15 protein-coding genes are annotated in these 17,074 nt (G+C 73.2%); 8 read left to right on the top strand and 7 right to left on the bottom strand.

The annotated features are described in order from the left end of the window. The first annotated feature begins 105 nt into the window (after window positions 1–105). The 3 genes from J2W21_RS03415 to J2W21_RS03405 all read left to right on the top strand — a co-directional run bounded on the left by J2W21_RS03415 (window position 106) and on the right by J2W21_RS03405 (window position 3,795). Entirely contained in the window at window positions 106–771 is a 666-nt protein-coding gene (locus J2W21_RS03415) for a LysM peptidoglycan-binding domain-containing protein (protein ID WP_307113112.1), read from the top strand. A 412-nt stretch (window positions 772–1,183) separates the two neighbouring features. Continuing rightward, a complete protein-coding gene (fdhA, locus tag J2W21_RS03410) occupies window positions 1,184–2,398 on the top strand; it encodes a formaldehyde dehydrogenase, glutathione-independent (RefSeq protein WP_307113111.1) in 1,215 nt (404 codons plus the stop codon). A 107-nt stretch (window positions 2,399–2,505) separates the two neighbouring features. Then, entirely contained in the window at window positions 2,506–3,795 is a 1,290-nt protein-coding gene (locus tag J2W21_RS03405) for an FAD-dependent oxidoreductase (protein ID WP_307113110.1), read from the top strand. A 7-nt stretch (window positions 3,796–3,802) separates the two neighbouring features. On the opposite strand, the gene J2W21_RS03400 is transcribed toward J2W21_RS03405, so the two are convergent. From J2W21_RS03400 to J2W21_RS03380, 5 genes are all read right to left on the bottom strand, one after another. After that, on the bottom strand, window positions 3,803–6,604 hold the full coding sequence (locus tag J2W21_RS03400; protein WP_307113109.1) for a hypothetical protein: 2,802 nt from the start codon (window positions 6,602–6,604) through the stop codon (window positions 3,803–3,805). A 1-nt stretch (window position 6,605) separates the two neighbouring features. After that, window positions 6,606–7,385: a C1 family peptidase gene (locus tag J2W21_RS03395; RefSeq protein ID WP_307113108.1), complete on the bottom strand. Its 780-nt coding sequence runs from the start codon at window positions 7,383–7,385 to the stop codon at window positions 6,606–6,608. A 16-nt stretch (window positions 7,386–7,401) separates the two neighbouring features. Further along, window positions 7,402–7,779 carry a hypothetical protein gene (locus tag J2W21_RS03390; protein WP_307113107.1) on the bottom strand — a complete coding sequence of 126 codons (378 nt, stop codon included), beginning with the start codon at window positions 7,777–7,779 and terminating at the stop codon, window positions 7,402–7,404. A gap of 91 nt (window positions 7,780–7,870) precedes the next feature. Continuing rightward, window positions 7,871–9,466 carry a kelch repeat-containing protein gene (locus tag J2W21_RS03385; protein WP_307113106.1) on the bottom strand — a complete coding sequence of 532 codons (1,596 nt, stop codon included), beginning with the start codon at window positions 9,464–9,466 and terminating at the stop codon, window positions 7,871–7,873. Between the two features lie 300 nt (window positions 9,467–9,766). Further along, window positions 9,767–10,528: an IclR family transcriptional regulator gene (locus J2W21_RS03380; RefSeq protein WP_307113105.1), complete on the bottom strand. Its 762-nt coding sequence runs from the start codon at window positions 10,526–10,528 to the stop codon at window positions 9,767–9,769. 240 nt (window positions 10,529–10,768) lie between these two features. On the opposite strand from J2W21_RS03380, the gene J2W21_RS03375 reads away from it, so the two are divergent. The 5 genes from J2W21_RS03375 to hxlB are packed head-to-tail and all read left to right on the top strand — an operon-like array spanning window position 10,769 to window position 14,949. Beyond that, window positions 10,769–12,013, top strand: a complete 1,245-nt coding sequence (locus tag J2W21_RS03375) for an MFS transporter (RefSeq protein ID WP_307113104.1) — start codon at window positions 10,769–10,771, stop codon at window positions 12,011–12,013. Window position 12,014: 1 nt separating this feature from the next. Continuing rightward, a complete protein-coding gene (locus tag J2W21_RS03370) occupies window positions 12,015–12,779 on the top strand; it encodes a fumarylacetoacetate hydrolase family protein (protein WP_307113103.1) in 765 nt (254 codons plus the stop codon). Further along, window positions 12,776–13,738 carry a sugar kinase gene (locus J2W21_RS03365; protein ID WP_307113102.1) on the top strand — a complete coding sequence of 321 codons (963 nt, stop codon included), beginning with the start codon at window positions 12,776–12,778 and terminating at the stop codon, window positions 13,736–13,738. Before J2W21_RS03370 ends, J2W21_RS03365 begins: the two co-directional genes overlap by 4 nt. Window positions 13,739–13,757: 19 nt before the next feature. Beyond that, a complete protein-coding gene (locus tag J2W21_RS03360; RefSeq protein WP_307113101.1) occupies window positions 13,758–14,405 on the top strand; it encodes an orotidine 5'-phosphate decarboxylase / HUMPS family protein in 648 nt (215 codons plus the stop codon). Further along, window positions 14,395–14,949, top strand: coding sequence for a 6-phospho-3-hexuloisomerase (gene hxlB, locus J2W21_RS03355; protein ID WP_307113100.1), 555 nt, complete (start codon window positions 14,395–14,397; stop codon window positions 14,947–14,949). The genes J2W21_RS03360 and hxlB overlap by 11 nt, the downstream gene beginning before the upstream one ends. A gap of 17 nt (window positions 14,950–14,966) precedes the next feature. Here hxlB and J2W21_RS03350 read toward each other — a convergent pair whose 3' ends face one another. Beyond that, the gene (locus J2W21_RS03350; RefSeq protein ID WP_307113099.1) at window positions 14,967–15,587 is read right to left on the bottom strand and encodes a PadR family transcriptional regulator; all 621 of its coding nucleotides are present in this window, start codon (window positions 15,585–15,587) and stop codon (window positions 14,967–14,969) included. A gap of 60 nt (window positions 15,588–15,647) precedes the next feature. Then, the gene (ligM, locus tag J2W21_RS03345; RefSeq protein ID WP_307113098.1) at window positions 15,648–17,060 is read right to left on the bottom strand and encodes a vanillate/3-O-methylgallate O-demethylase; all 1,413 of its coding nucleotides are present in this window, start codon (window positions 17,058–17,060) and stop codon (window positions 15,648–15,650) included. Window positions 17,061–17,074 lie beyond the last annotated feature (14 nt).

Raw genomic sequence — 17,074 nt, 5'->3', positions numbered from 1 at the left:
CAGCCACCATTGACCTGACCTTCGAGCTGTCAGGGGCCGGCGGCGCACGACGAATTCCGGGGACGGAAGGAGTGCCGGTGGAGCCCCGAGCATGGTGAGTTTCCTATGAAGAAGATTACCCTTACCGCCGCACGCCGTTCCCTCGCCCTCGTCGCCGCGTCCGGTGCCGCGCTCAGCGCCGCCGCCCTCGGCGCCCCCGCCGCCAACGCGGCCGACGGCTCCACGTGGGACGCCCTCGCCCAGTGTGAGTCGGGTGGCAACTGGTCCATCAACACGGGCAACGGCTTCTCCGGCGGCCTCCAGTTCACCCCGAGCACCTGGGCCGCGTACGGCGGCACGGGCTCGCCGACCACGGCGTCCCGCTCCCAGCAGATCGCCGTTGCCGAGCGCGTGCTCGCCGGCCAGGGCTGGGGCGCGTGGCCCGCGTGCTCGGCCAAGCTGGGTCTCTCCGGCACCGCCGGCGCCAACCCGACCCCGATCCAGGTGCAGTCCGCCCCGGTCGAGCGCGTCGTTCCGGTCCAGCAGGCTCCGGTCCAGCAGGCCGCCCCGGTCCAGCAGGTGCAGCAGGTCCAGCAGGCTCCTGCCCGCCACGCCGCCGAGGTCGCGGTGAGCGGCAAGACCTACACGATCGTCTCGGGCGACACCCTCGGCAAGATCGCCGAGAAGCTCGGCGTCAAGGGCGGCTGGCAGGCCCTGGCCGACGCCAACGCCAAGACCATCGCCAACCCGAACCTGATCTTCCCCGGTCAGGTCCTCCAGCTCCCGGCCTGATCCCGGAGCCCCTCTCCCGCCAGCGGACGCCCCGATCGCAGGGGCGTCCCGCTAGCCGGGTTACCGGGCGCTCTCTGGGCCCGCCCCCCTGGGGCCCAGCCCGCCCGCACGACGCCGCACCGGCGCCTCGCCGCTCCCCCGAAGGAGCCAAGCGGGGCGCGGGTGCGGCGTCGTTGTGCTGTGGCCCCGTTGTGCTGTCGCCCGTTGTGCCGCGGCCCCTGGTGCTGCGGGGGACCGCGGACCCTTGACCCCCGTCCGCGACGTGCCTAGGGTTCGAAGACCGCCACACGACGACGTCAGCGGTAAGCCACGCGGTCCCCCAAGAGCCGCTGCTGACGCCCGAGACGGTCCGCTGAATCAGCACCGCAGGGGCGGGGGCCCCTGCTTCACTGGAGCAGAGAGGTACCAACCAATGGCAGGCAACAAGGCAGTCGCCTACAAGGAGCCCGGCAAGGTCGAGGTCATCGACATCGATTACCCGACGTTCGAGCTCAAGGACGGGCCCGGGGTCAATCCGGCCAACGTGGGGCGCAAGGTCCCGCACGGGGTCATCCTCAAGACCGTCGCCACCAACATCTGCGGTTCGGACCAGCACATGGTCCGCGGCCGCACCACGGCCCCGCCGAACCTGGTGCTCGGACACGAGATCACCGGCGAGGTCGTCGAGACCGGCCCCGACGTCGAATTCCTCAAGGTCGGCGACCTCGTCTCGGTCCCGTTCAACATCGCCTGCGGCCGCTGCAGGAACTGCAAGGAACGCAAGACGGGCATCTGCCTCAACGTCAACCCCGACCGGCCGGGCTCCGCGTACGGCTACGTGGACATGGGCGGCTGGGTCGGCGGCCAGGCGAACTACGTGCTCGTGCCGTACGCCGACTTCAACTGCCTCAAGTTCCCGGACAAGGACCAGGCGCTCGAGAAGATCATGGACCTGACCATGCTCTCGGACATCTTCCCGACCGGGTTCCACGGAGCCGTCACCGCAGGGGTGGGCGTCGGCTCGACCGTCTACGTGGCCGGCGCCGGGCCGGTGGGCCTCGCGGCGGCGACGGGCGCGCTCCTCCTGGGCGCCGCCGTGGTGATCGTGGGCGACATGAACGCGGACCGGCTCAAGCAGGCCGCGAGCTTCGGCTGCGAGACGGTGGACCTCACCAAGGGCGGCCCGGCCGAGCAGATCGAGCAGATCCTCGGCGAGCCGCTCGTGGACTGCGGCATCGACGCCGTGGGCTTCGAGGCCAAGGGCCACGGGGCGGGCGCGAAGGAGGCGCCGGCCACGGTGCTGAACTCGCTCATGGACGTCACGGCGGCGGGCGGCGCCCTCGGCATCCCCGGCCTGTACGTCACCGGCGACCCGGGCGGCATCGACGAGGCCGCGCAGAAGGGCTCGCTGTCGCTGAGCCTGGGCACCGGGTGGGCCAAGTCGCTGTCCTTCACCACGGGCCAGTGCCCGGTCATGAAGTACAACCGGGGCCTGATGATGGCGATCCTGCACGACCGCGTCTCGATCGCGAAGAACGTCAACGCCAAGGCGATCACGCTCGAGGACGCGCCCCGCGGCTACGCGGAGTTCGACGCGGGCGCCGCCACCAAGTACGTCCTCAACCCGAACGGGTACCTCAAGAACTGATCCCCACCCCGCGCGACGCCGCATCAGGACGCGCCGTTCCCGCCCCGGAACCGCGCATGTCCTGATGCGGCGTTTCCGCGCGCGGGGCCGCCGCGTACCCTTGGGCCATGGCTGCACCGGAGAGGACGCGGGTGGCCGTGGTGGGCGGCGGCCCCGCGGGCATGGTCCTGGGACTGCTGCTCGCACGCGGCGGGATCGACACCGTGGTGCTCGAGAAGCACCCGGACTTCCTGCGCGACTTCCGCGGCGACACCGTCCACGCCTCGACCCTGACGCTCCTGGACGAGCTGGGGCTCGGCTCGGCGTTCGCCGCGCTCCCCCACCGCCTCCTCGAGGAGGCCGAGATCCAGCTCGACGCGGGCACCGTGCGCCTTGCGGACCTGGGCCGGTCGCTGCCCGGGCTGCACCGGCACGTGGCGCTCGTGCCGCAGTGGGACTTCCTCGAGATGCTCGCCGACGCGGCGGCCCGCGAGCCGCACTTCACGCTGCTGCGCTCGGCAGAGGTGGTGGGCCTGACGCACGACGCCGGCCGGGTCGCCGGGGTGCGCTGGCGCGACTACCGGCCCCCGGCGGCCGAGGAGCCGAGACCCGCCGACCACACCCTGGCCGCCGACCTCGTCGTGGGGTGCGACGGCCGCTGGTCCGCGGTGCGCGTGGGCGCGGACCTCGCCCCACGGGCGTTCGGGGTCCCGGTGGACGTCGAGTGGTTCCGGCTCCCGCGGCACGCCGGCGACCCGGACGGCGGCGTGGGGCGCCTCTCGGGGAGCGAGTTCATGGTCATGATCGACCGGGGGGACTCCTGGCAGTGCGGCTACCTCATCGCCAAGGGCCAGGACGAGGCCCTGCGCGCGGAGGGCCTCGACGCCTTCCGGGCGCGGCTCGCCCGGCTGCAGCCGTGGCTCGCCGACCGCCTCGACCGTGCGCCCGACCGGCTCGAGGACGTCAAGCTGCTCGACGTGCGCATCGAGCGGCTCGACACCTGGCACCGCGACGGCCTGCTCCTCATCGGCGACGCCGCCCACCCCATGTCCCCCGTGGGCGGCGTGGGGATCAACCTCGCGATCCAGGACGCCGTCGCCGCCTCGCGGATCGTGGGCCAGTGGATGCGCCGCTCCCCCGGGCCCGTCCCCGAGGACGTGCTCGCGGCGGTGCAGCGGCGCCGGCTCCCGCCGACGAGGCTCGTGCAGGCCTTCCAGCGCCTTGCGCACCGGGGCGTGGTGAACCGCGCGCTGCGGGGCGCGCTCGCGACCTCGCCGGACACGCTGCCGCTGCCCCTGAAGCTCGTGGGCCGGTTCCCGCTGCTGCAGCGGATCCCGGCGCGGTTCATCGCGATCGGCCCGCGGCCCGAGCACGCCCCGAGCTGGGCCCGGCGGCTCGAGCGCCTCGGGCCCCGCTGAACGCCGGCTACCAGTTCAGGAGCAGGTCGCGGCGCGCCTCGAGGTAGGCCACCGTGGGCAGGTAGTTGCCGTGGGTCGCCACCTGGGCCATGTAGGAGTCAGGCTCCATCTCCAGGGCCAGCCGGTCCAGGACGTTCGCGTCCCGGGCGTACGAGTAGCCCGGGAACCCGAGGTAGTCGGTGCGCCGCCACAGGTTCAGCCACACGGGCTGCGCCGGGCTGGCCTGCGCGGCGCCCTGCCCGTCAGTGCCGGGGCGCGCGGACCGGACTGATGCCGAGCCGAGCAGCGCGGTGAGCGGTCCGGCGGCGGGCGAGCGGCCGGCGTCGTGCGCGCCGGAGCCCGGGCCGGCGGAGCCGCCCACGCGGGCCAGGACGCGGGCGCGGCTGCGCGGCGGCGTGCCGAGGACGGGCAGGTCCTTGCCCTTCCAGGGGTCCGCGGTCCAGAACGACGGCGCTCCCACCCCCGGGGTGCCCAGCACGTCCGGCCCGAACAGCTCGGGGAAGAACCGGCCGAAGTACGGGCGCAGCTGCATGCCGAAGCTGAGCAGCCGCACCCGCGGGAGCAGGTCCGCGTGGCCGGTCGCCGCGAGGTGGAACAGCGCCGCGACGCCGAGCACCGTGCCGAGGCTGTGGGTGGCGAGCAGGACCCTGCGGCGCGGGTCCGGGACGCCGTCCGGCTCGAGCCAGCGGATCATGCGATCGGCGAGCTCGGGGACGGCCCGCTCGCTGTAGCACGCCGGCCCGAAGGGGTGCGCGGCCCGCGGGAGCCACGCCATGAGGTCCCACAGCAGCCCGAGCGGCCGCGCGGCGTCCGGCGCGGCCGCCTTGGCGACGGCGAGCGCCAGCACCGCCGCGCCCCCGAGCACCACGGAGGTGAGGACGATCAGCTGGCCGGCCTGCCACAGCGCGGCCACGGAGTCCGCCCCGAAGGCACTGGCGAGCACGCCGCGCACCCACGCCCAGCGGCCGCTGCGGTCCCGGTACTGCCACAGGACCGCGAGCGCGAGAGAGGTCGCGACGGCCACGCCGACGGTCCACGCGATGAAGTGCAGCAGCGGCTCCGCGCGCTGCAGGAAGGCGCTGGCGCGGCGCTGCCGGGCGATCTCGGGGCGGTAGCACTCTTCCGTCGGGTCGATGGCCGGATCGTCGATGGTCGTGCTGCGCAGCTTCAGGAGCCCGACCACGATGAGCACGAGCATCACCACGGCGGCCATGAGGCCGAGCACCCCGCCGAAGGCCCAGAAGGCGATCGGCACGGCGATGTCATGCGCTCCTCCGGGCAGGGAGACGGCGCGGAAGAGCGGGTCCCCGGGCACGGCGCTGGTCTGGAACCGGCCCGAGCGGAGGAAGGCGCCGGCCCCGAGGGCGAGGGCGCTCGCGAGGAACGCCCCGACCAGCAGCCCGAGGAACATGAAGACCCCGGGCCCCGCACCGTGCCACGCCTCCTCGCGGGCGCGCGCGTTCCTGCGGCGCAGGGACAGGTACGGCACCACGACGGCCACGCCGCTGAGCACCACGACGGCCAGCGCCGCCGCGTTCGCGCCCGGTCCGAGCGGATCGAGCCAGCCGGCGAGCAGGGCCCAGAGGGCGGCGGTCCCGGTGGAGAGGACGGCCGCCGCGATCCACTCGTTGTAGCCGGCGCGGACCACGCATCCGGCGGTGGCCAGGACGGTGAGGGCCACGAGGATGAGGGTCGGGGTGAGCTGCCCGCCGCCGAACGGGCCGGGGACGTTGGTGCCCGCGCCCCAGATCTCCAGCACGAGGCACAGCACGTAGATGACGGCGGCGAGGACCAGCAGCAGCCCCGCCTGGGCGTCGCGGCTGCCGGCGAGCCGCCGCAGCAGGCTCTCGCAGTCCGGGACCGGGTGCGGGGCGCGCACCGACCTCGCCCAGAACGCGATCATGGCCGCGGAGGCGGCGAGGTGCACGAGGGCGAGGACGAACAGCGTCGGTGCGGCGGCGCCGTCGTGCGGGGCGGCGTCCCACGCGAGCGTCGCCACCACGAGGTCGAGGCTCGCGGCGAGGTGGGTCAGGCCCGTCGGCGAGTTGACGCGCCGCCGCATCCACATTTCGGGGACCGCCAGCGGGAGGGCGTCCGGCGCTCCGCGCGCCGCGCGGACCCGGGCGGCGTCGTGGATCCGGGTGCGGAACCGCACGTCGCTGATGAGCCCGAGGATGGCCATCGCGGCGACGGCGGCGAGGGGTGCGAGCGAGAACAGCGCGAGGCGCTGGCCGCGCGTCCACTGGCCGAGCCCGTCGAGCTGGCCGGGCAGCGCGCTGCAGACGCGCCATGTGCCTGCCCGGTCGGCCGGCAGGAAGCACTGGACGGCCACGAGGTCGAACACGACGGTCGAAACGGCGGACGTGAGCAGGAGCGTGAGCGCGAGGCCGAACAGCCGCGTGATCCCGCCGCCGCTGCCGGTGCGCAGGCCGCCCTCGCGGCCGGGATCGGTCTCGAACGCGCGCGCCCAGTAGCCGGCGTTCGCGAAGCCGAACGGGGCCACGAGGAACCAGACCACGTTGTACGCCGTGCGCCACACGCCCGTGAGGAAGCCGCGGCCCTTCGCGAAGCGGTCCAGGTGCCCCCAGCTGTAGGCCTCGATACGCGTGGGAGCGGCCGGGTCGGGGTCCTTGGCGGTGTAGAAGCCGGCGAGCCTGTCGGCGAGCGGGATGGCGCCGTCGCGGGCGATCTCGATCTGGTCGACGGCGACCCCGAGCATCTCCTGGGGCGGCGTGTTGCGGACGCCGTGGACCCGGAGCTCGAGGATGTCGCGCTCTCCCGCCCGTGGAGTGCTGGGGTCGCCGCGCATGTCAGGCGACGGTCCGGACGGTCCAGAAGTCGCTGGCCAGGCCGGTCGAGAGCAGGTACTGGTACGGCATGGTGAAGTAGCCCGCCTGGCCCCAGCCGGTGCCCCACGAGTTGCGCACGCGGAAGCACTGGGTGGCGTTGTCGTACCCGACCGCGAGGACGGCGTGGCCTCCGAGGACCTGCTCGTTGGGTGCGGGCATGGGGACGACGCCGGTCCGGGCGACCTCCGGGCCCTCGAACGACTCGTACACGGTGAAGCCGTACACGAAGGGGTACCCGGCGGCGAGGCAGCCCTGCATCTGGGCGATGGACCGGGCCACGCGCTGGTAGGCGACGGCGCGGTGCTGCTTGGCGTCGATGTAGCACTGCTCGCCCGGCTTGGCCGCGAACTGGGCGATGTCGTAGGGCCACTCGCTCGCGGGGCAGGCGCCCTGGGCGGCGACCGACTTGATCCCGTCGCGGATCTGGGCGCCGGAGTCGCTCGCCACGGTGTGCTCCTTGGCGCGCTCGTTGTAGTAGATGAACAGTCGCGAGGGTGTCGTGTAGCCTGCGATGCCCTCCTTGTCGGCGTCGAACTCGAGCGCGGCGGCGATCGCGTTGGCGGTGCAGGACCCGAGCTGGCCCTGGTCGTAGACGGGCGGGCAGCCTGCGGTGAGGTCAGCCGAGGGCGGGAGGGCGCCGATCACCTCGCGGGGCGCGGCGTAGAGGTGGTCGCGCTGGTCGGGGACGTCGGGCACCCAGCCGTAGGAGTGGGCGGCGCGCGGGGCTGATGCTGCGGTCATGGCTGGTCCTCGCCTCTCAGAGGTACTTCCAGGAGCGGACGACGCTGAGCGAGCCGCTGGTGTCCCACCACACGTCGACGCGGTTCGCGGCGAAGGCGACCTGGACGAAGCCCTGCTCGTCGCCGGGCTCGGAGACGAGCCCGGCGCGCCAGGCTGCGCCGTCGTAGGCCCAGAGCGCGGCGGGGCCGCCGGCCACGTAGTGGTCCAGGACGAGGTAGTGGGTGGTCGCGTTGCCGCCGGTTCCGGCCGGCGCGGCGCCGGGGGTGGGCTGCTTCGCTGGGGCCGCCCCGGGCTGGGGCGGGGCGGCGGGCTGGGAGGCCGACGACGGTGCGGCGGCCAGGGCGTTCGAGGCGGCGTCGAGCTGGTCGATCACGGCCTGGGAGGGGGTGGGCATGGCTGGCTCCTTAGGGGTCAGGGTGGGTGGGCGGGTGCGAGGGACGTGGGCGGGCGCGAGAAGCGCGGGCGGGTGGGAGGGACGTGGGCGGTCAGTGCGCCGGGGACCAGGCCCGGGCGGTGACGAGCCCGGCGGCGTCCCACCAGACGTCGACCGCGTCCGCGGAGAACAGGTCCTGGGCGACGCCGACGAGCTCGGACTGGCCGATGACCCGGCCGCGCCAGGCGCCGCCGACGTACGCCCAGAGGGCGCCGTCCTGGCTCGGGGTCCAGGTGTCCACCACGAGGTACTCCGCGCGCCCGGATCCGAGGCCCACCGTGACCGCGACCGGCGCGGACGCGATGCCGTTGGCCACGACGCTGAGCTCGTAGGGCCCGAACTCGAGGTCGTTGGGCACGGTGAACTGGGTCGAGACGGCTGCGGTGCCCGTGGCCACGGCCATGGTCGAGTGCTGGGCGGTGCGCAGGTAGCGCACCTTCCCGGAGTACGTCCCGGTGAGCCGGACGAGGGGGTAGTTCGTGGCCATCTGCGCGTCGTCGCCGTAGCCCACGGCCTGGGAGAGCCCGTTGAGCTGGGTCCCGGTGAGGGTGTAGGTGCCGTCGATGCCGAGGCTCGTGGGGACCGAGGTGATCGCTGGCGCCCAGGCCGGGTCTCCCCCGGGGTCCGGCTGGTACGCGTAGAGGGCGGCGGTCTGGGCTCCGTAGAGCACCTCCCCGGTCGGGAGCAGGAGCATGCGGCCCTGGTAGATGACCTGGTCGGCGTTGGGCGGGTCGGCGACGCGCGTGAGGGAGGCTCCGTCGAACTCGAAGAACATCGTCGGGGTGGGCCAGTCCCCCGCCGCGTCCCCGGCGGGTCCGGCCACGCAGAGCACGCGCCCATTCGGCAGGAGCGCGGCTGGCGCGTCCTTCGCCTTGAGCAGGCGGCCCTGAGCGTCCGCCGGGAAGTCCGGCCCAGCGGCCCATGTGCCCGTCCCGGTGGCGTCCCCGGAGGGCGTGTAGAGGGCGGTGTGGCCGGTCGCACCCGCGCAGAACACCCGGCCGTCCGCCATGAGCAGTGCGGGGCCGATCTCGATCGAGGAGGCCTGGACGAGCTCGACCGGCGTGGAGCCGGCGCCGATCCACGCTCCGGTGGATGGGATGTACCGCTCGGCGTGGGGGTGGTTCGCGCAGCTGACGGTCACCACGGACCCGTCGGGGAGCAGCGTCCACGATTCCTCGTTGGAGCGTGCTGCCATGGTGCCCGTGGCGGTCCAGACGTCGGTCCCGGGATCGTAGACGGCCGTGCGGCCGTCGCTGAGGTTGCCCGCGAGGAGGCGCCCGTCGGCGAGCAGGCACGCGGCCGCGTCGCCGAGGTGGCCCCAGCCGGGGTTGCCGATGCTCGTCCAGGTGTCGGCGACGGGGTCGTAGACCTCTGCCGTGTCGGTGTCCGGGCCGGCGTCGCTGTACTCGCCGCCGGCGACGAGGACGCGGCCGTCGCGGAGCACGGCGGAGGCGTAGTAGAGGCGCGAGCTGTGCATGTCGGCGAGCTGCGTCCACGTCCCCGCGACGTAGCTGCCGGATTCATCGGGCGTCAGCCGCCACCAGCTCCGTGAACCGCCCGACTGGCACATGACGGTGCCGTCGGTGAGGAGGAGCATGGTCCCGATCGGGAAGGCCGGCTGGTGCGCGAGAGCTGCCCATGTTCCCATGGATGCCCTTTCGCAGGGGCGGCCGCGGCCGCCCGGCTGATGGGGAACCGCGGTGCGTGCGGCGAAGCCGTGGGACAGGCCTGAAAGGCGCTGCCCCGGGCGGAGCGGCTGGCGCCCGCCCGTCCCGGACTGGGGCGGGCGGGCTGCCGGCTGGGTGCGTCGGCCGCGATGCTGGGGGTTCTTCGGGCCGACCGGTTGATTTGTAACTCGATTTTATTAATTGTCAGCCCTGGCCGTCAAGACCCTTGCTGCCCTACGTCCCGGGCGAGGCCCGCCCCGCGCCGAAGGACCCCAGAGGGGTCAGCGCGGGGGCAGGAGGACAGTCAGCTCCCGCGCGGCCTCGTGCAGGGGCGGGAGGTAGTCGAGGAGCTTCTCCCGGCTCACGCGGTATGCGGGGGCCGCGACGGACAGCGCCGCGACGGTGAGGCCGTCCGGGTTGCGGACGGGGACGCCGATGGCGCGGATTCCGGCCTCGTGCTCCTCGTCGGCGATCGCGTAGCCCTGGGCGGCGACGGACTCGATCTCCTTCCGGAACTGCTCCCTGTCCACCATGGTGTGGGGCGTGTAGGCCGTGAGCTCGAGGGTCTCCACGAGCTCACTGCGCACGGGCTCGGCGGCGAAGGCGATGAGCACCTTCCCCATCGAGGTGCAGTGCAGCGGCCCGCGGCGCCCGGGCTCTCCGCTGACGCTCACCGAGTGGCTGCCCTGGACGTGGTGCACGTAGAGCTGGTGGTGGCCGTCGATGACCGACATGAGCGCGCTCTCGGCCGTCTGGTCGGCGAGCCGGCGGAGCACGGGCAGGGCGGATCCTGCGAACCCGTGCCGGTGGGCGACCCGGCTGGCGAGGGAGAAGGTCTGGAGCCCGAGGCTGTACCGTCGGCTGACCTCGTCGACGCTCGCATAGCCGTCGCGCACGAGGGCGGCCGCGAGGCGGTGGGCCGTGCTCAGGGGGAACCCAGCCTTCCTGGCCACCTCTGAGAGGGACGCCCCGTCAGGGTAGTCGCCGAGCAGGGTGAGGAGCAGCAGGGCCTTCCCGACCATGTCCGGAGGAGTCTGGGTCATGGCCCCCAGTATGCCAGAACCATTCCACCATGTGGGAGCATCTGCCGGTTCGAGGAATTGGTTGCGCCCAAACCCTTGTGCAGTCCGATGGAAGAGAGCACACTTTATTCCAAGTGGCGATAAGCCCTTCCATCATATGGAACATCACAGTGAGGTGATCTCATGTCCGACCAGTCGGCAACACATCCCGGGCTGGCCCGCGCGGCCGCAGCTTCTCCGGGCCGGGCACGCTGGGCCCGTTTGCTCCCCATCGCCTTCGTCACCTACTCGCTGGCGTACCTCGACCGATCGAACTACTCGATCGGCGTCGCCGGCGGCATGAAGGGCGATCTGCATCTGGACGCCGGGGTCTCCGCCCTGCTCGGCGCCCTGTTCTTCCTCGGCTACTTCCTGTTCCAGGTTCCGGCCGGCATCTACGCCGAGCGCCGCAGCGCCCGCAACCTGATCTTCTGGAGCCTGCTCGCCTGGGGCCTGCTGGCCTCCCTGCAGGGCGTCGTCTCCTCCGTCCCGTGGCTCATGGTGGTGCGCTTCCTCCTCGGTGTCGTCGAGGCCGCCGTCCTGCCCGCCATGGTGATCTTCCTGAGCCACTGGTTCACGAAGGCCGAGCGCGGGCGCGCCAACACCTACCTGATCCTCGGCAACCCGGTCACCGTCCTGTGGCTCACCGCCGTGTCCGGCTACCTCATCGAGGCGACCTCGTGGCGCTGGATGTTCATCATCGAGGGCCTGCCCGCGATCGCCTGGGCGTTCGTGTTCCGGGCGCTCGTCTCCGACCACCCGCACCAGGCGCGCTGGCTCAAGCCGGCCGAACGCGCCTCCGTCGAGGACGCCCTCGAGGCCGAGCAGCGCTCGATGGCCCCCGCGGCGTCCCTGTGGATCGCGCTGCGCTCCCGCAACGTGGTCCTGCTCTCGGTGCAGTACTTCCTCTGGAGCCTCGGCGTGTACGGCTTCGTCTTCTGGCTGCCCTCGATTGTGAAGGCCGCGAGCGGCGCGGGCATCGGGATGACGGGCCTCATCTCCGCCATCCCCTACGTCTTCGCTGTCGTGCTCATGGTCGTCAACAGCCGCTTCTCGGACCTCTCCGGCCACCGCAACCGCTACGTCTGGCCGTGGCTGGCCCTCAGCGCGGTGGCCTTCTACGGCTCGTACCTCCTCGGCACCAAGAACTTCTGGGCAGCGTTCGTCCTCCTCGTGATCGCGGGCGCCGCCATGTACGCCCCGTACGGGCCGTTCTTCGCCGCGATCCCGGAGCTGATGCCGCGCGAGGTGGCCGGCCCCGCGGTGGCGCTCGTCAACTCCCTCGGCGCACTGGGCGGCTTCGTCGGCTCCTACTTCGTGGGCTGGCTCGACGGCGCCACCGGCTCGAGCAGCGCATCCTTCCTGCTCATGGCTGTCAGCCTCGCAGGATCCGCCGTGCTCATCCCGTTCGTCCGGCCCCGCGCCGCCGCGCCGTCCGGTTCGACGCTGCGCAGCGCGGAGTCCTGACATGCGCGTGTGCAGGATCGCCCACGCCGGCGGCAAGGACTACGCGAGCTGGGACGGCGAGGAGTTCGCCGTGGTGACCGACCCCTTCGCCGGCCGGCCGCGGAGCACCGGGACCCGCGTCCCCGCCGCCGGCGCCCGGCTGCTCGCCCCGGTCGAGCCCCGCACGGTGGTCGGCATGGCCCACAACACCGGCTCCGCCGACAGGGCCCTCCCTCCGGGTGCGTTCCTGAAGGCCGCACGCACCGTCGTCGGCCCTGGTGCCGCCCTGCGGCTGCCGGACGACGCCGGCCGGACCGTCGCCGAGGGCGAGCTCGCCCTCGTGATCGGACGGGACACCTCGGGGGTGCGGCCCTCGGACCTGCTCTCCTGCGTCCTGGGCCTCACCGTCGCCAATGACGTCACGGACCGGGACGCCCAGGGCGAGGACCCCCTCTGGACCGCCGCCAAGAGCAGGCACACCTTCACCCCGGTCGGGCCCTGGATCGAGACAGACCTCGACCCGGCGGACCTCTCGGTCACCGTCGCCGTCAACGGGACCGAGGCGAGCCGGGCCTCCACTGCGGGCCTGGCCCGCGACCCAGGCGAGATCCTCGCCTATCTGGCCCAGCTCATGCCCCTGGGGCCGGGCGACCTCATCCTCACCGGAGCCCCGGGACGCGACGTCCCGCTCGCGCCCGGGGACTCGGTCTCGGTGCGCATCGACGGGCTGGGAGAGCTTGGCAACCCCGTGGAGGCCTGGTCGCCGCGGCAGGAGGCCGCGGCATGAGCGCGCCCCTGGACGCCGTCACCTTCGGCGAGGCCATGGTGATGTTCATGGCGTGCGAGCCGGGCCCCCTGCACGAGGTGGCCACCTTCGAGCGGGGGCTGGCCGGCGCGGAGACCAACGTCGCCGTCGGGCTCGCCCGGCTCGGGCACCGCTCCGGCTGGATCGGGCGCGTGGGGGCAGACCCCTTCGGCACGTACGCCCTGGAGACGCTCCGGGCCGAGGGCGTGGACACCGGCGAGGTGACCGTCGACGACGCCGCCCCCACCGGCTTCCAGCTCAAGAGTCTGGCCCTTGGCGGCGACCCCGAGGTGCGGTACTTCCGCAAGGGCTCCGCGGGCAGCCGCCTGGCCTCCAGCGAGGCGACGGACGCGTGCATCGCCTCGGCGCGGCACCTGCACCTCACCGGCATCCCGCTCGCGCTCTCGGAGAGCACGCGCGCCTTCGCCCTGCGCGCCCTCGACGTGGCCCGTGCCCACGGCGCGACCGTCTCCTTCGACCCGAACATCAGGCCCACCCTGTGGACCAGCGAGGCCGAGCTGATCGACGCGACGAACGCCATCGCGAGCAGGGCCGACTGGGTGCTGCCGGGACGGGCGGAGGGGCGGCTCCTCACCGGCCGGGACAGCGCCGACGGCATCGCCGACTTCTACCTCGCCCTCGGGGCCACGCGCGTCGCCGTCAAGGACGGCGCAGCGGGCGCGTCCCTCCACACCGCCCGGGGCCGGTGGGACCACGCGGGCTTCCGGGTCAGCGTGGTCGACACCGTCGGTGCGGGCGACGGGTTTGCCGCCGGGCTCATCAGCGCCCTCCTCGACGGGCTCGACGACGCCTCCGCGCTCGAGCGCGCGAGCGCCGTCGGCGCTCTGGCCACCACCCACCGCGGCGACCGCGACGGCCTCCCCACCCGGGAGCAGCTTGCCGCCTTCACCGCCGCCGCCACCCTGGCGCCGGCTCCCTGACCCCGAGGAGGACCCCTCTATGGAGCTCCAGATAGCACTCGACCGCATCCCGCGCCCTCGGGCGCTCGCGCTCGCGCGGGCCCTCGCCCCCGCCGCGGACGTCATCGAGGTGGGCACCTCGCTCATCAAGGCGCACGGCATGGGGGTGGTCGCCGAGATCGCCGCGGCCGCCGGGCCCACGCCGGTCCTCGCGGACCTCAAGACGGCCGACGACGCCGTGACCGAGTTCCAGATGGCGTTCGAGGCCGGCGCGCGGTCGGCGACCGTCCTCGCCGTCGCCCACGACGCGACCCTCGAGAAGGCGATCCGGACCGCGCAGGACCACGGCGCGGAGACCGTCGTCGACCTCATGGCGACGACCGAGGAGCGGCGCGCCCGGCTCGCCGCGGACCTACCCGACGACGTCGTCCTCGCCGCCCACGTGGCCAAGGACGTCCAGGCCGCGCACGCCGGCCCCGCGAGCCTGCTCGGCGCGTGGGCGGCCGGACGCAGGCTCGCGCTCGCAGGCGGCCTCGGCGTGGACGACCTGCCGGCGCTCGCCGCGATCCCGCGCCTCCGCGTGATCGTGGGCGGCGCCGTCACCGGCGCTCCCGACCCCCTTGCCGCCGCGGAACAGCTCCGCGAGCAGCTGGACCGCATCGACGGAAGGACCCGCAGTGGCCGATGATCCCCTGACCACGATTGCCCGCGAACTGGAGCCGGTCCTCGCGCGCGTCGACCGCGACGGGCTCGAGCAGACCGTGCGGGCGCTCGAGGAGGCGCCGCGTGTCTTCGTCACCGGCGAGGGCCGCTCGGGCCTCATGGCCAGGGCCTTCGCGATGCGCCTCATGCACCTGGGCCTGGCCGTCCACGTGGTGGGAGAGACCACGACGCCGGCGGTCGGCCCCGGAGACCTCCTCGTCGCGGTCTCCGGCTCGGGCACCACCGGCCACACCGTGCAGATCGCCCGCTCCGGCTCGTCGGCCGGGGCGCGGGTCCACGCGGTCACCTCGGACCCGGACTCCCCGCTCGGGCAGCTGGCCGCGACGCGCCTCGTCCTCCCGGCCGCCACCAAGTACCGGCGGCCGGGCGAGCCCGCCAGCGTCCAGCCGCTCTCGAGCCTGTTCGACCAGGCGACCCACTTGGCGCTCGATGCGGTCTGCCTGATCCTCGCCGAACGCCGCCGGGTCGACAACGCGGCCGCCAAGGCGGCGCACGCCAACACGGAGTAGGCGGCGGCCGGAGCGGATCAGGCGCCGGTGGCGCGCGAGCCGGCCCACCCGCCGTCGGCCGCCTCGAGCCCCTCGACGAGCTCGAGGCCGCGCCGCGCCCAGGCGATCTCCGAGCGGGCGCGGTCCACGAGGCCCTCGTACGTGAAGCGCTTGAACGCGACGGTCCGCTCGCGGGCCCCGGGCTCCGTCACGGCGAGCCGCCGGGCGAGCATGGGGTTGGCCACCGCGTCGATGCGGCGGAGCTCGCCCTCCCACTGGGCCAGCTCGCCCTCCCACTGGGTGATGTGGGCCCGGAAGAACTCGCGGGCCGCCGCGGGGGTGGCCGCCTCGAGGTAGGCCGCGCGCAGGTGGGCGGGATCGCGGACCCGCGCGTACTCGAGCGGGGTGCCCATCCAGTCGAGGAACGCCCGCTCCCCTGCCGGGGTGACGTGGTAGACGCGCCGCGTGGCACGCTGGCCGCGGGCCTGCTCCTCGCCCTCGATGAGGCCCTCGGCCTCCATCTTGCGCAGCTCGGGGTAGATCTGGGAATCGGGGGCGTGCCACACGTGGCCCACCGAGAGGGAGAACTGCTTCTGCAGGTCATAGCCCGAGAGCGGGCCGACCCTGAGCAGGGCGAGCAGCGCGAACCTCAGGCTCATGGAATCTCCTTGCGACACGGACTCGGCACGGGGCAATGCGCCCCGTGCCGAGTTCCCAACCTAGGCCGTCTGGTAGTTGGTGCGCCAGCCGCCGTGGTACTCCGTGCGGGCCACGGTGGAGTACGGGACGGGGCTCACCACAGCGCGGACCTCGATCTGCTCGTGGGGCTCGACGGCGGCCTTCCGGCTCCCGCCGTCGGGCTCGCCCCAGACCACCTTGATCTCGGCGCCCTCGGGGACGTTGGGGTCCACGGTGGCGAGCGAGAGCGCGCGGCGCTCGTTCGCGCTGTAGCCGGTGAACATCGAGAACCCGACGACGTTGCCGTCGGCGTCCACCACGGAGTCGTAGTTGGCGGAGCCGTAGTTGGCCAGCGGCAGGTCGAAGAACTTGTACTGCGGCCCGTCCACGTCGAAGAGGGAGCCGAAGATCTTCGTCATGTCCTCGGCGTTCCAGGCGAGGGTGACCTTGCGGCGCTGGGTCGCCGGGTCGATCTTCTCGAGGGCGTCCCTGCCGATGAAGTCGTGGTCGAACTTCACGAACGAGCCGTAGCCCAGCTCCCACGGCGTGAGGTAGTAGTCCTCGATGCTGTCCGAGACGAACGAGCCGGCGAGCGTGCCGGTGGCCTCGTAGCCGTCCGCCGGGAGCCACTCGCGGTAGCCACGCTCGGCCTCGCCCGTGTAGATCGCGGGCAGCGGCGAGGGGATCCAGCCGGACTCGAGGGTGTTGGAGGGGTAGGCGCGGGAGCCCACGGGCACGAGCCCGAACTCCGCGCCGGCCTCGATGATCGCGTTCATGATGCGGTCGTGGTCCGCGTAGGGGCCCCACACTTCGAGGCCGGGGGCGCCGGCCATGCCGTGGCGGAGCGTGCGGACCGTGGTGCCGTCGATGGTCATGGTGGACATGTTGAAGAACTTCAGCTGCTCCACCGGGCCGCCGTTGAGCTTCTCGATGACCGCCCAGGCCTTCGGGCCCTGGATCTGGAAGCGGTAGTACTGGCGCGTGACGGCATGCCCGTAGGGGCGGGAGGGCGAGCGGCGGTCGGCCGTGATGTCGAGGTTGGCGTAGCCGCCCGTCTCGCCCTGGTACAGGAGCCAGTTGGTCACGGGGGCCCGGCCCACGTAGACGTACTCGTCCTCGGCCTCGCGGAAGAGGATGCCGTCCCCGATCACGTGGCCCGAGGCCGTGGTGGGCACGTACTGCTTGGCCTTGTCCACCGGGAAGTTGGCGGTGGAGTTGATCGCGGTCGACGTGATCAGCTTGATCGCGTCCGAGCCCTTGAGGAACAGGTTGTCCATGTGGTGCGACTGGTCGTAGAGGACGGCCGTCTCGCGCCACGCCTTCTGCTCCTTGATCCAGTTCTGGAAGTCGGCCGGGACCACCGGGTAGATGTAGGAGCCGATCTGGGAGTTGCGCAGCAGGTCGACGGCGCCCTTGGATGCGTCGAGGACTTCCTGCAGATTCTTCGGTGCCACGGTGAACCTCTTTC

This window comes from Sinomonas atrocyanea (genome assembly GCF_030811715.1).
Lineage (GTDB): Bacteria > Actinomycetota > Actinomycetes > Actinomycetales > Micrococcaceae > Sinomonas > Sinomonas atrocyanea_A.
The sequence above is the reverse complement of the archived record's forward strand: the minus strand, read 5'-3'. Positions and strand labels throughout refer to the sequence as shown.